Here is a 12,910-nt window from a genome sequence, read left to right on the forward strand (position 1 = left end):
ACCTCGACACCCCGGCGCACCCGAAACACCGCGGCGCCCCCTCGCGCCCCGACACGCCGCGCGCGCCGGGCGCGCGGGATGGCGCCCCGCCCCGGCGGCCGTCCGCCTGGCCGGTGTTCCGCCGTTGGGGCTAGTCGTCCGCCTGGGGGCTCGTCGTGCGGAGGAGGTCGCGGCCGAAGTCGATCATGCGGCGTGCGTAGTCCTCCGTCCACTCCGCCCGCTCGGCGACGTCCGCCGCCGTCAGGCGGTCGAAGCGGCGCGGGTCGGCGAGCTGGGCCGCCGCCATCGCCTGGTACTCGATGGCCCGGTCCGTCGCCGCGCGGAACGCGAGCGTCAGCTCGGTCGCGCGCGCCAGCAGCTCACGCGGGTCCTCGATCGACTCCAGGTCGAAGAAGTGCTCCGGGTCGGCGGTCGCCTCGGCGGGCTCGAAGATCAGCGGTGCGGGCCGGAGCCGCCGTTGCTCGTTGCGCTCCGCGGATTCCGCCATCGTCCTTCTCCTCCTCGCACACACGCGGCCCGGACACCCGGGCCGTCTCCCATTGTCCCGCGTCGCGCAAGAGGGCGGGCGGCCGGTCAGTCGCCGAGGCCGCGCAGATAGACCGCGAGCCCGCCGAAGAACTCCCGTTCGGCCTCGATGCCCGCGGCATGACGGGCTGCCTCCGTCATGTACGGGAAGCGGTCCTGCGGCAGTTCGGCGATGGCGGTCGTCCCCGCGCCGGCGAGGGACCCGAGGTGTTCGAGCTGGATCGCCCCGACGACGTACGAGATCAGGCCGCGCAGGGCGACGACGCGCCGCTCGCCGTCGATACCGCCCTCCGCCATCAGTCCGAGCACCGACTCCGACCAGCGCAGCAGCCCCGGCAGCCGGTGCCGGTGGGTGAGCGTCAGCGGGACGGCGGCGGGGTGCGCGCCGACGCTGTCGCGCAGCCGCCGGACCATGACCTCGATCCTGGCGCTCCAGGGCGTGTCGTCCGCGGGCGGGGTCGGATCGACGGAGCTCAGGACGCGCTCGGCGACGAGGCCTTCGAGTTCGTCGCGGTCGGCCACGTACCGGTAGAGCCCCATCGTGCTCATGCCGAGTTCCTTGGCGACGGTGCGCATCGACAGGCCCGCGAGCCCGTCGCGGTCGATGACGGCGAGCGCTGCGGCGGCGAGTCGGTCCGGGGTGAGGGAGCGGGGGCGCGGCATGGGTTGACAGCGTACGCCATACGCCTACGCTCATAGGTGTACGCCGTACGCCTACATGGAGGTCGTCCATGCTCAAGCCCGGCACGCCCGTTCCCGCCCGTACGCTCGACCCGGTCCTCGGCCCCCCGGTCGCAGTGCCGGACCCCGAACGCCTCGTCCATCTGCAATTCCGCCGCTTCGCCGGCTGCCCGATCTGCCACCTCCACCTGCGGTCGTTCGTCCGCAGGCACGCGGAGATCGAGGCGGCGGGGATCCGGGAGGTCGTGGTCTTCCACTCGCCTCCGGAAGAGCTCCACCCGCACCTGGACGGACTGCCGTTCGCGGTCGTGGCCGACCCGGACAAGCGGCTCTACGCGGAGTTCGGCGTCGAGTCCTCACCGCGGTCGCTGCTCTCCCCGCGCGCGTGGTGGCCCATCGCCCGGGCCGTGCTCCTCGGCACATGGGAGCTGGTGCGCGGCCGGGAACGCCCGCCGGTACGCAACCCGCGCGGCGGCCGGCTCGGACTGCCCGCGGACTTCCTCATCACCCCGGACGGCCGCATCGCCGCCGCGAAGTACGGCGAACACGCCGACGACCAATGGCCGGTGGACGAACTCCTCGCCCACGCGGCCACGACCACCGACCTGACCCCCTCGACCGGCTGACCCGTCCGGGCCGCCGGGGCAAGCGGCGGACCGGGGCGGCCGGCCCTACGGCTGCCAGGGCACGCGGTGTTCGGCGAGGTGCGAGAGGACCGCGTGGTTCGCCTCCCAGCCGTCCGGGAACTTGACCGTCACGCCCAGCTGGACCGGTTCCGTCGAGGGGTGGTCGTCCAGGAGGTCGGCCACGCCCGCGCGGCAGACCACGATGCAGGCGTGGCGGTGGCGGGAGGCCAGGACGCACAGGCGGCCCGTCTCCAGGTGGAAGGCCGTGGCGTCCGGGCGGCCCGACAGGGGGTGGAGCACGACCGTCACGTCGTACTCCCGGCCCTGCAGGCGGTTCGCCGTGTCCACGGTCACGCCCGAGACGCCCAGCTCCGTCAGCGCCGCCCGGACCGCCGCCGCCTGGTCGCGATGGGCGGTGCCGACCGCGACCCGGTCCGGGGTCAGCGCGACCGGGTCGGGCGACCGCTCGGAGACGGCCGCCCCGCCCCGGTCGAGGAGCCGGCGCACCACCAGCGCCACCGCCCGGACCGCCTCGGGGTCCGTGCGCGGGGTGTGCCGGGCGGGCAGTTCCAGCAGGCCCCACCCCGACTCCGCGGCCTCGTCCAGGACCCGGTCCGGGCCCGAGCCGTCCGACGGCACCCCGAAGGTCAGCCGGCGGTCGCCGTGGCCCGTGCCGCTGCGGAACCGGGTGTACGGGTAGAACGCGTCGGACACCAGCGGCGCCGCCGACGCCGGCAGCCGCCAGGACACCGGCAGCCGGTGCTGCGGCAGGTCCGGGTTGTGCGCGAGCAGCGTCGAGACGGCGGAGGCCGAGGGGTCGTACGACAGGCCCGCCCACTGCTCCGCGCCGACCACCGAGAACGGGTCCAACTGCCCCGGGTCGCCCACGAACAGCGCCCGCTCGAAGAGCCCCGCCACGGCCAGCAGCGCGTCCGAGCGCATCTGGTACGCCTCGTCCACGATCGCGTGCGCCCACGGCTCGACGTTCTTCACGTGCGCCCACTTCGCGGCCGTCGAGATCGTCACCGGAAGCCCCGCCAGATCCCCCGCCTTCGACGACTTCCGTACGTTCTCCAGATCGTCGAGCGCCTTGTCGTACGGATCGCTGTCGTTGGAGTGCAGCCGCCCCACCGGCAGCTCAGGACGCTTCTCCGCGAGCCGCAGGACAAGGTCGTCCACCTGGGCGTTCGTCTGCGCGACGACCATCAGCGGCCGTCCTGCCTCGGCCAGTTCGAGCGCGGCGCGAACCACCAGCGTCGACTTGCCCGCGCCGGGCGGCGAGTCCACGACGACGCCCCGGGCGTTGCCGTGCAGCGTGTCGGCCAGGATGTCGGCCGTGGCCCGGGCGGCCTCCGCGCCGGGGTCGAAGACGGCGGGGTTCACAGCAGGTCCTCCGGCGTGAGGGCGTCGGGCAGTTCGGCGGCGTCGGAGCGCGGAGGTCCGCCGTGCGTCCAGGGCGTCTCCTCCGGGTCGGGCAGCTTCGCGCCGACCCGCTGGTCGTGCTCGAAGAGCGTCCAGGCGATCCGCTCGCCCTTCTCCGGAACCGAGCCCTCCGCGGGTTCCTTGGAACGGCCCATCCGGTCCGTGACCCGCAGCACGAGCGAACCGTCCTCCTCGTGCCGTACGAACTCGGCGGTCTGCGGCTTGCCTTCGAGCGAGCGGTACACCTTGACGCCCGCGCCCAGGTGCGGGCGGTCGTCCGTGCGGACCGTGAGCAGCGGGCGCGGCGAAGGGCGCTTCGACTCCGACCAGGCCATCGTCACCTCCGCCACCTCCGCGACGAACGCCTCGCCCGCGAGCCGCCGCCCGGCGAGCACCAGCGGGTCGTCGAGGGCCTCCTGCGCCTCCAGCTGGCCCTGCGCGGACTCGCGCGCGGCCAGCTTCTGCGCCGCCGTGACCGCGTCGTCCCGGCGGGGCTGCGGGGGCTCACCGGCAGTGACCCGGTCGCGGTGGCCGGTGAACGACCAGCGGTCGCGGGTCCACCGGTCCGCCACCCGCGCCCCCTCCGGCAGCTCCCTCAGCAGGTCGACGGCCCGCCATACCGCGTCCCAGGTCGGCTTCAGCTGGGACGCGATCAGCCGGCGGATCTCCCGCTCGGCGCGGTGCAGTTCGCCCAGCCGGTCGTCGGCCGTGGCGCCGTCCTCGGCCGAGGCCAGCGCCTGCCGGGCCCGGTCGAAGCGCTCGATCGCGGGCGCGAGCAGCCGGTTGTCGAACGCCGGGTCGGTCGCGGGGCCGGCGGGCGGGCAGAGCAGCTGCCCCTCGCGATCCCGGCCGTGCTCGGCACGGAGGGCCGCCTCGGCCCCGGAGGAGGCGCCCTCGGCCGGGTCGATCCAGGCCAGGAGCGCGCCGAGGTGCTGGTCCTCCAGGGAGGACTGGCCGGTCGCCCAGTGCCGGTTGAGCAGGTCCGTGGCCGACAGCAGCAGCGAGGAGCCGGGCACGCGGGCCCGCTCGCCGAAGTGCGTCAGCCAGCGGCCGAGCAGCGGCACGCGCGGCGGCGCGGGGAACGGCGTCTCCGGGTCCTGTTCCGCCGTCCGCCGGAACCGCATCGACCGCCCCAGGAGCCGTACGTACTCGACTCCGGCCCGGCTCGGCACGATCAACTGCGGCGCGTCCGCGCAGAGGTCGACCTCGACCTTGACCTTCTTCCCGGTCTCCGGATCGGTCTCGTTCCGCTCCGCCGCCTCCACGACGTCGGTGAACGAGTCGATGTACGGCAGGACTTCCTCGGCCAGGTCGGCGAGGAACGCGAACCGCAGGTCCCGGTCGCGCGGCTGCGCGACGACCAGGAGCCGGGGCTCCTCGCGGTCGGTCCCGACCAGCGCACCGAGCGGGGCGCCGGCCTCACCGGCCGTGGTCAGCGGTACGAGAACGAGCGGCCGGTCGGACACGTGGCGGTGCCGGACCGTGGCCAGCGGCTGGGCGCGCCCGGACTCGACCGCCTCCAGCCGGGCGAGGGTGGAGATCAGCGACATGAGCGGCCTCCGTGGCAGCGGTCCGGGCCGGGGCGCACGGCGGTCCGGCCAGGGCGCACGGCGGTCAGGCCAGGGCGCACGGCGGTCAGGCCGGGCCGCTCACACCGGCGCGGCGCGCACGGCCGGGCGTGGGTGTGGCTCCTGCCGTGGGTGAAGGCCCCGTCGCGGGTGGGGCGGCCGGCGTGCGTGGGACGCCCGGCGTGCGTGGGGTGCCCGCTGTGCGTGGGGCGCCCGGCGTCCCGCAGGGGTGCGCGGTGGGGGCTCAGCATGTGCGTGCCCCCTCGCCCGTGCGGGCGGGCGCCGCCGCCAGCGCCTCCGCGCGCAGGGCCTGTGCCCGGCGCAGCGCGTCGACCGTGGGGTCCTGCGCGTCGCCCTCCTCGCCGCGGGCCGCCGCCAGGACGGCCCCGACCGTGGTCAGGCCGCCCAACTCGCCCCGTACCGAACGCCCCAGCGCCTCCACCGCGCCCGCGGACCTGGCCCGCTCCCGGCAGTGGAAGGCCAGCTCGCATGCGGACAGGCACTCCGGCGCGTACGCGTGCGGAACCGACTCGACCGCCGCCGTGAGCTCCTCGGCCGAACAGCCCTCCACGTCGAACGTGACGCCCTCCGGCAGCGCGTCCGCGATGTCCTCGATCCGGGTGAGCCGGGTCAGCTGCCGCCGGGTCACCGACAGCTGCTTGCGTACGTCGACGACCGAGGCCGTCGGCAGGTTGGAGAAGTCCTTCGGGCAGACGAGGAGCACGCTGTGCGCCACCTCGGCGCCGTCGGTCAGCGCCGCGACCCGCTCCAGGGCCAGGACGTACACCGCCGCCTGGCGGGCCGCCGCGCCCACCTTGGAGGCGTCGGCGGAACCGTCGATCATCGGGAAGGACTTGATCTCCACGACCGTCCACCGGCCGTCGGGGTGCACCACCACGGCGTCGGGCTCCAGATAGGCGGGGGAGCCCGCCACCTCCAGGGCAAGCATCGGGTGGTCGAGCAGCGCCCACCGCCCGGCGGCGGTCGCCTCGCGCAGCGCGAGCGCGGTGCGGGCGGCGCGGCCCTCGGGGCCGGCCGCCGTCAGGTCCGGGATCTCGGCCGCCCCGGGATCCTCGATGCCGAGCAGCCGCAGCAGCTCGCGCCCGCCGTCCGCCTTGACCTTCGCCTCGAAGGCGTTGCCCCGCATGAACGCGAACTGCGACTGACCGAAGGCGGCCGGCGAGCCGAGCTTCGCCGCGAGCGCGGTCTTGTCCACCCCGGCGCCGTCGAGCAGCGCGCGCCGCCGGCAGCCGGGGTTGGCGGCCAGCGCCGCCAGCGCCCGCGCGTCCAGCGGATGCGGCACCACGGCGGGGCCACGCAGCTCGGCGAGTTTCTCCCACACTCTGGGCTTCACCGGAGCGGGGGAGGCCCCATGCCGTCGTGTCGTCTGCGGAGGGAGAGGAGCTCCGCTGTCCAGGGATGCGCTCACCCGCGGAAGTCTCCCATCCGCCACTGACATTCGGTCGCGGTTCTCGCCCGACGGCGCCCCGGACCGCCCTCCGGGCCGGTCGCCGGCGGTGCGGCGTCGCCCGGCCGACGCCGCGAATTCATGTGCGGGATGATGGAAGGGCACCTGATACGTGAACCCCTGGAGAGCCTTCATGGCACCGCGCATCCTGCTCGCCCGGCACGGCCAGACCGAGTGGTCGCTGAGCGGCCGGCACACCGGCAGGACGGACATCCCCCTGCTCGACGAGGGCCGGCGCGGCGCCAAGCTGCTCGGCGAGCGGCTGCACCGGGCGCCGTGGAACGGCCTGCCGGACGTGGAGGTCCGCACGAGCCCGCTGGTACGCGCGCGTGAGACCTGCGAGATCGCCGGCTTCGGCGAGCGGGCGCGGGAGTGGGACGCGCTGATGGAGTGGGACTACGGCGCGTACGAGGGGCTGACCCCGGCCGAGATCCAGGAGCGGCAGCCGGGCTGGCTGCTGTGGCGTGACGCCGCGCCGGAGGGCGAGAGCCTGGCGCAGGTCGCGGCGCGGGCGGACGAGGTCGTGGAGTGGGCGCGGTCGGAGGACCGGGACGTGCTGGTCTTCGCGCACGGACACATCCTGCGTACGCTCGCGGCGCGCTGGCTGGGCGAGGAGGTCTCCTTCGGCGCCCGCATCGGCCTCGACCCGACGAGCCTGTCGGTCCTGGGCTGGATGTACGGCAGGCCCGCCCTGTCGCGCTGGAACGACACGGGCCACCTGGAGTAGGAGCCCTTCGGGCCCGGGCCGCCGCAACTCCGGCTGGCCTTGGGGCGCGGCGTCTCGGGGCGCGGTGTCTCGGGCGTACAGCCGCGCCGCGGAGTTCGTCCCGTCCCCGGGGGTTCGGCCGGCTCTCGGAGTCAGGGCCCCCGGCCTGCCCTCCGGCGTCTCAGTGGGTTGTCGCGAGGACTCGGCCCGCCCTCCGGCGTCTCAGCGGGTTGTCGTGAGGACTCGGCTCGTCTCCGTCAGGATGCGGCGGATGCGGGAGGACTGGACGTCGCCCAGCGAGTCGACCACCCGTCGCGCCTCCGCCGCCGCCTCGTCGGGGCGGCCCGCGTGGGCCAGGTTGCTGGCCAGCTGGGCGCGGTAGAGGGCGAGGTTGCGCGCGAAGTGGGGGTTCTGGAGGACGGTCGCGCGGTGGGCGTGGCGGGCCGCGCGGCCCCATTCGCCCAGAGCCGACCAGCACTGCGCCTCCAGTGCCTCGAGCTCCGGCTCCCCGAAGAACGACATCCACTCCGGGTCGCCCTCGCTCTGCCCGCGGGCGAAGTGGGTGTGCGCACGGCCGAGGGCCTGCTCGCACGCGGTCCGGTCGCCGAGTCCGGCCCAGGCCCCCGCCTCCCGCAGACAGAGCAGCGAGAGCAGCCGGTCGGAGGAGAGCGGCTGCGCCGCCCGCAGACCGGCCTGGGCGGCGCGGACCGCCTCCCGGTACTTTCCGGCGTCCCTGGCCAGGAACGACGTGTTGCAGAAGGCGTGCGCCTCCAGGGCGGGATCGCCCGCCACGCGCGCGGTGGCGAGGGCCTCGGCGTAGTGCGAGCGGGCGTCGTCGAAGCGGCCGGAGTCGTGGGCCAGCCAGCCGACGGAGATCGCGAGCTCGCCGGCGCCGGCGTGCAGCCGGTCCTCGGTGGAGCGGCGGGCCGTCGTGCCCGCGTCGAGCAGGGCGTACGCCGCCCGGAGCGGCTGGGCCGCCGACTTGTACAGACCGTCGGCGCCGTGCCGGTCGTCGAGCAGCCGGATCTGCCTCACGGCGTCCTCGACGGCGCGGACCTCGGCCTCGCCGATCCTGTGGGCCCCGCGAGGGGCGGGGATCGCGACGGCGGTGCCGCCGAGTCCCAGCGAGGCGGCCGCCACCGTGGCGGTGCCGCTCGTCATGAATGCGCGACGCAGCACGTCGCTCTCCTCATCGTTCCGGGTCGTGATGGCGGGTGGGGGCGCCCCGGCCGAGACGGCCGGCCGACGGCCGCGGACCGCCTCTCGTGCCGAGAAGCCCAGGTCCGCCAGGGAGAGACCGGGGAACATGTGCAGGAACACCCGCTCGTACGCGTAGTTGGGGCAGCGGATCTCGCCCGCCTCCACGCGCCCGATGTAGCGGGCGTCGCACGCGACCCGCTCGCCGATCTCCCGTGCCGCCCGCCGGACCGCCGCCGCGAACTCCGCCGGCGAGTGCTGTCCGCGGAGTCGGCGGAAGGCGAGATTGGGAACTGCCCCTGACACCGCCATGGCCGAGCCCTCTCCTGTGCTGCCGGTGTTCCGGCCGGGCATGAACGTACCTGCTGTGTCCGGTCGCACACGCTGAGTTTTGCCATAAATCGGATATCTCGCTCGCGATCTGCCATGAACTGCCATCCTTTGCGGCGGCGTGCCGCCGTAGCCGTTGACGCGCACGGGCGTTGAACCATGCGGAGAGACGGAACGTGTCTTCTCAGGAGCGAGGAGGGGTCCCCTTGTTGGAGATCGGATCGCAGTCGACCGCACGGCATGCACCCACCCCGGACGCCAGTGCCCCGCACGCCGAGCCCTGTGACCTGGTGACCGTGCCGGCGCGCCAGGGCCTGGAAGCCGTGGACATCCTCCGCCGGGGCGGGACCCCCGTCGTCGGCCCCGTGCTGCACGACGGGGCCTGCGACACCCTCGGCTTCCTGGTGCCGCCCGGCACGGCGGCGGGCTGGGACATGCCGGGCAGCGCCTGTACGCAGACCTCGGGGCGTGGCCTGCGGATCCCCGAGCTGCCGGAGCTGCCCGAGCCGGCCGGTGACGCGCCCCGCCCGGCCGGCTGGCTCCTGCCGCCCGGGGACACGGGCGAGGTCACCGACCCGATGGTGCTGCGCGAGGCCCTAGGCCAGGCGGCCCGCCTGATCGAAGCGGCCGACGGCTGCCACTAGGGGGTGTCCCGGCGGGGCGCCGCGGAGAAGCCGGGGCCCTGGGAGCTCGTCGGGCGGGGGAGTCCGGCGAACGCCGATAATGGAGCACGTGGCAAGGAACAGACAGCGCGAAAAGGCGGCGGCCGCCGTCGCCGTCGTCGAGACCGTCGACGGCGGGCTCGCGGAGCTCATACCCGACCGGGAGCGGCCCCGCGGCTGGACGCTGCTGATCGACGGCGCCCCGCAGTCGCACGTCGATCTCGACGATCCCGGCCACCTCTCCTTCGAGTACCAGCGGCGCCTCGGCCACATCGCCGACCTCGTCGCCCCGCCGAACCGGCCCCTCCAGGCCGTCCATCTCGGCGGCGGAGCCTTCACGCTCGCCCGCTACATCGCCGCCACCCGGCCCCGCTCCACCCAGCAGATCGTGGAGCTCGACGGGCCGCTGGTCCAGCTCGTCCGCCGTGAGCTGCCCCTCGACACGACCGCCCGCATCCGGGTCCGCTCCACCGACGCCCGGGCCGGGCTCTCCAAGGTGCAGGACGGCTGGGCGGACCTGATCATCGCCGATGTCTTCAGCGGCGCGCGCACCCCCGCGCATCTCACCAGCACCGAGTTCCTCACCGAGGTCCGCCGGGTCCTGAAGCCCGGCGGTTTCTACGCCGCGAACCTCGCCGACGGACCGCCGCTGACGCATCTGCGCGGCCAGGTCGCGACCGCCGCCACCGTCTTCCCCGAACTCGCGCTGACCGCCGACCCGACCGTGCTGCGCGGCCGCCGGTTCGGCAACGCCGTGCTCCTCGCCTCCGACCGCGAGCTGCCCGTCGCCGAGCTGACCCGCCGGGTGGCGACCGATCCGCACCCCGGCCGCGTCGAACACGGCCGTACGCTCACCGACTTCACCGGGGGAGCGACCCCGGTCACCGACGCCAGCGCCAAGCCCTCGCCCGTACCGCCCGCGTCCGTCTTCCGCTGACGCGCCTCACGGGGGGAGCGGCCTCAGCGGTCCTCGATCTCCACCCGGGGCGCGGTGTCGTGCCACACGCAGAAGACCGACAGCTCGCGGCCGTCCTTGGTGAACGTGACCCGGATCCAGGTGGGCTGCTTCCACACCTGCATCTGCCAGCCCGAGGCCGGGGTGGCGGAGACCAGCTCCGCCGAGGTCTCACCGAGGTCGAAGGCGACCAGACCGCCGTCCACGGCGTAACTCTTCACGCTGCCCCCGCCCTGGGACGGCCGGGAGGCGGGCGGCTTCGGAGTGGTCGGCCCGGGCGAGGGGGTCGCGGAGGCGGAGGACGGGGGAGTGCCGCCCGTGCCGGACCCGGCGGACGGTGTGGGGGAGGAGGGCTCCGGCCGCCGGGTGGCGGAGGCGGGCGTGTCCCCGACCTTGCCGGCCGGCCCGTCGCTGCTGGTCCCGGCCGGAATGGGCAGCGCGCGCGGCGGGTCGTAGACCGTGCCCGCCATCACCGTGTGCACGCCCCACCACGAGAGCGTGACCGCCGCGCCCGTGGCGAGCGACCACGCCATGGCGTGAACAAGTCCTCTACGCATCCGGGCCATACTGCACCACAGCCGTCCCGGCCGTCCCGCAGGGTGGACCTTCCCTCGGCCTCACCCGTATGGCGTACGGTGCGGGCCATGGCAAGTGTGCTCGTGGTCGAGGACGACCAGTTCGTGCGCTCCGCCCTCATCCGGCATCTGACCGAGGCCTCCCACACCGTACGGAGCGTCGGCACGGCCCTGGAGGCGCTGCGCGAGGTCGCCCATTTCCGTTTCGACGTGGTCATCCTGGACCTCGGACTGCCCGATCTGGACGGGTCCGAGGCGCTGAAGATGCTGCGCGGCATCACCGACGTACCGGTGATCATCGCGACCGCGCGGGACGACGAGGCGGAGATCGTCCGGCTCCTCAACGACGGCGCGGACGACTATCTGACCAAGCCCTTCTCCGTGGAGCATCTGTCGGCGCGGATGGCCGCCGTGCTCCGGCGCTCGCGCGCCGCGGCCGGGGAGGCCCCGCCGTCGCGGGTGATCCAGGTCGGCGGACTGTCGATCGACCCCCTGCGCCGCCAGGCGGAACTCGACGGGGCCCGGCTCGACCTGACCCGCCGGGAGTTCGACCTGCTGGCGTTCCTCGCGGGACGGCCGGGTGTCGTCGTCCCGCGCAAGGAGCTGCTCGCCGAGGTGTGGCAGCAGTCCTACGGGGACGACCAGACCATCGACGTACATTTGTCCTGGCTGCGGCGGAAGTTGGGCGAAACGGCCGCCCGTCCCCGCTATCTCCACACCCTGCGCGGGGTGGGCGTGAAGCTGGAACCGCCGCGGGAGAGCCGGCCGTGAGATGGGCACTCGTCAAGGTGTCGCTGGCCGTCACCGCCATGGTCGTCGTCGCCTTCGCCGTACCGCTCGGACTCGTCGTCAAGGAGATGGCGCGCGACCGGGCCTTCTCCAACGCCGAGCGGCGCGCCGCCGGTCTCGCGCCCGTCCTCGCCATCACCACCGACCGCGACAAGCTCGACCGGGCCGTCGCGACCACCGAGGACGGGGCCGCCGGACGGATGGCCGTCCATGTCCCGGCCGCCGCCTCGGCCGGCGAGCCGGGCGCCGAGGCCCTGGAGATCGGCACCCGCAGGGCCGACGAGGAGGACCTGCGGACCACCCGGGAACTGGGGCGGGCGTCGATCGCCGAGGTGGAGGGGGGCTCCGTGCTGCTCCAGCCCACCGCCCTCTCCTCCGGGCAGGTCGCCGTCGTCGAACTCTTCGTCCCCGAGGGCGATGTCACCAACGGCGTCGCCACCGCCTGGCTGGTCCTGGCCGGCGTCGGCATCGCCCTGATCGTCGGCTCCGTCGCCGTCGCCGACCGCCTCGGCGTCCGTATGGTCCAGCCCGCGCAGCGCCTCGCCCGCGCCGCCCACGATCTGGGCGAGGGCAGGCTCGGCGCCCGGGTCCCCGAGGAGGGGCCGCCGGAGCTGAAGTCGGCCGCCATCGCCTTCAACTCCATGGCCGACCAGGTCGTCCAGCTCCTCGCCAACGAGCGTGAACTGGCCGCCGACCTCTCCCACCGGCTGCGGACCCCGCTGACCGTGCTCCGGCTCAACGCCGCCTCGCTCGGCTCGGGGCCGGCGGCCGATCAGACCCGGGCCGCGGTCGAACAGCTGGAGCGTGAGGTCGACACGATCATCCGCACGGCGCGGGAGGCCAAGCCCCAGACGCAGGGCCCCGCCCCGGGCGCCGGCTGCGACGCCTCCGAGGTCGTCCGGGAACGGATGGACTTCTGGTCCGCGCTCGCCGAGGACGAGGGCCGCAAGGTGCGGGTCGCGGGCATCGAGCGTCCGGTACGGATCCCGGTCGCCCGGCCCGAACTCGTCGCCGCGCTCGACGCACTGCTCGGCAACGTCTTCCGCCACACCCCGGAAGGGACGGCGTTCTCCGTCGACGTCCACAACGGCGACGACGCCGTCATCGTGCTGGTCTCCGACGCCGGGCCCGGCATCGCCGACCCGGCCGCCGCGCTGACCCGCGGCAACAGTGGCCACCGCGACGGCTCGACCGGTCTCGGCCTGGACATCGTGCGGCAGATGGCCGAGTCCACGGGCGGCGACGTCCGCATCGGACACTCGGTGCTCGGCGGCACGGAGGTCCGCATCTGGATCGGCCTGGACGGCCGCCGCTTCGGCGACGCGGCGGGGCGCGGCAACCGGCGGGGGCGCCGCAAGAAGCCGGCCGCGCAGCGCGCCCGCTGAGGGCCGGTCCCGGTCCGGCCC

Annotated in this window: 13 protein-coding genes; 6 read left to right on the forward strand and 7 right to left on the reverse strand. The window is 74.8% G+C overall.

Annotated elements, in window-relative coordinates; translation table 11 throughout:
- Window positions 1-130: 130 nt before the first annotated feature.
- Window positions 131-487, reverse strand: coding sequence for a hypothetical protein (locus tag ACFY8U_RS18390; RefSeq protein WP_389571234.1), 357 nt, complete (start codon window positions 485-487; stop codon window positions 131-133).
- A gap of 86 nt (window positions 488-573) precedes the next feature.
- Window positions 574-1,188, reverse strand: coding sequence for a TetR/AcrR family transcriptional regulator (locus tag ACFY8U_RS18395; protein ID WP_389571237.1), 615 nt, complete (start codon window positions 1,186-1,188; stop codon window positions 574-576).
- Between the two features lie 68 nt (window positions 1,189-1,256).
- Here ACFY8U_RS18395 and ACFY8U_RS18400 point away from each other — a divergent pair, with 68 nt between their 5' ends.
- A complete protein-coding gene (locus ACFY8U_RS18400) occupies window positions 1,257-1,832 on the forward strand; it encodes a peroxiredoxin-like family protein (protein ID WP_389571240.1) in 576 nt (191 codons plus the stop codon).
- A 45-nt stretch (window positions 1,833-1,877) separates the two neighbouring features.
- On the opposite strand, the gene ACFY8U_RS18405 is transcribed toward ACFY8U_RS18400, so the two are convergent.
- The 3 genes from ACFY8U_RS18405 to ACFY8U_RS18415 form a co-directional block, all read right to left on the reverse strand.
- A complete protein-coding gene (locus tag ACFY8U_RS18405; RefSeq protein ID WP_389571243.1) occupies window positions 1,878-3,215 on the reverse strand; it encodes an AAA family ATPase in 1,338 nt (445 codons plus the stop codon).
- On the reverse strand, window positions 3,212-4,804 hold the full coding sequence (locus ACFY8U_RS18410) for a hypothetical protein (protein WP_389571246.1): 1,593 nt from the start codon (window positions 4,802-4,804) through the stop codon (window positions 3,212-3,214). Before ACFY8U_RS18410 ends, ACFY8U_RS18405 begins: the two co-directional genes overlap by 4 nt.
- Window positions 4,805-5,066: 262 nt before the next feature.
- Window positions 5,067-6,251 carry a hypothetical protein gene (locus ACFY8U_RS18415; protein ID WP_389571249.1) on the reverse strand — a complete coding sequence of 395 codons (1,185 nt, stop codon included), beginning with the start codon at window positions 6,249-6,251 and terminating at the stop codon, window positions 5,067-5,069.
- A 172-nt stretch (window positions 6,252-6,423) separates the two neighbouring features.
- Here ACFY8U_RS18415 and ACFY8U_RS18420 point away from each other — a divergent pair, with 172 nt between their 5' ends.
- Complete coding sequence (locus tag ACFY8U_RS18420) at window positions 6,424-7,017, forward strand: histidine phosphatase family protein (RefSeq protein WP_389571251.1); 594 nt, start codon at window positions 6,424-6,426, stop codon at window positions 7,015-7,017.
- Window positions 7,018-7,218: 201 nt separating this feature from the next.
- On the opposite strand, the gene ACFY8U_RS18425 is transcribed toward ACFY8U_RS18420, so the two are convergent.
- Window positions 7,219-8,505, reverse strand: a complete 1,287-nt coding sequence (locus ACFY8U_RS18425; RefSeq protein ID WP_389571254.1) for a tetratricopeptide repeat protein — start codon at window positions 8,503-8,505, stop codon at window positions 7,219-7,221.
- A 224-nt stretch (window positions 8,506-8,729) separates the two neighbouring features.
- Between ACFY8U_RS18425 and ACFY8U_RS18430 the strand changes: the two genes are divergently transcribed.
- Window positions 8,730-9,167: a hypothetical protein gene (locus tag ACFY8U_RS18430; RefSeq protein WP_361602982.1), complete on the forward strand. Its 438-nt coding sequence runs from the start codon at window positions 8,730-8,732 to the stop codon at window positions 9,165-9,167.
- Between the two features lie 79 nt (window positions 9,168-9,246).
- Entirely contained in the window at window positions 9,247-10,122 is an 876-nt protein-coding gene (locus ACFY8U_RS18435; protein WP_389571257.1) for a spermidine synthase, read from the forward strand.
- Window positions 10,123-10,145: 23 nt separating this feature from the next.
- Here the strand turns inward: ACFY8U_RS18435 and ACFY8U_RS18440 are convergent, their stop codons facing one another.
- The gene (locus ACFY8U_RS18440) at window positions 10,146-10,706 is read right to left on the reverse strand and encodes a hypothetical protein (RefSeq protein WP_389571260.1); all 561 of its coding nucleotides are present in this window, start codon (window positions 10,704-10,706) and stop codon (window positions 10,146-10,148) included.
- A gap of 78 nt (window positions 10,707-10,784) precedes the next feature.
- Between ACFY8U_RS18440 and ACFY8U_RS18445 the strand changes: the two genes are divergently transcribed.
- On the forward strand, window positions 10,785-11,486 hold the full coding sequence (locus ACFY8U_RS18445) for a response regulator transcription factor (protein ID WP_352187522.1): 702 nt from the start codon (window positions 10,785-10,787) through the stop codon (window positions 11,484-11,486).
- Window positions 11,483-12,889 carry an ATP-binding protein gene (locus tag ACFY8U_RS18450; RefSeq protein ID WP_389571263.1) on the forward strand — a complete coding sequence of 469 codons (1,407 nt, stop codon included), beginning with the start codon at window positions 11,483-11,485 and terminating at the stop codon, window positions 12,887-12,889. The genes ACFY8U_RS18445 and ACFY8U_RS18450 overlap by 4 nt, the downstream gene beginning before the upstream one ends.
- Window positions 12,890-12,910: the final 21 nt, after the last annotated feature.

This window comes from Streptomyces sp. NPDC012508, from assembly GCF_042902595.1.
Taxonomy (GTDB): domain Bacteria; phylum Actinomycetota; class Actinomycetes; order Streptomycetales; family Streptomycetaceae; genus Streptomyces.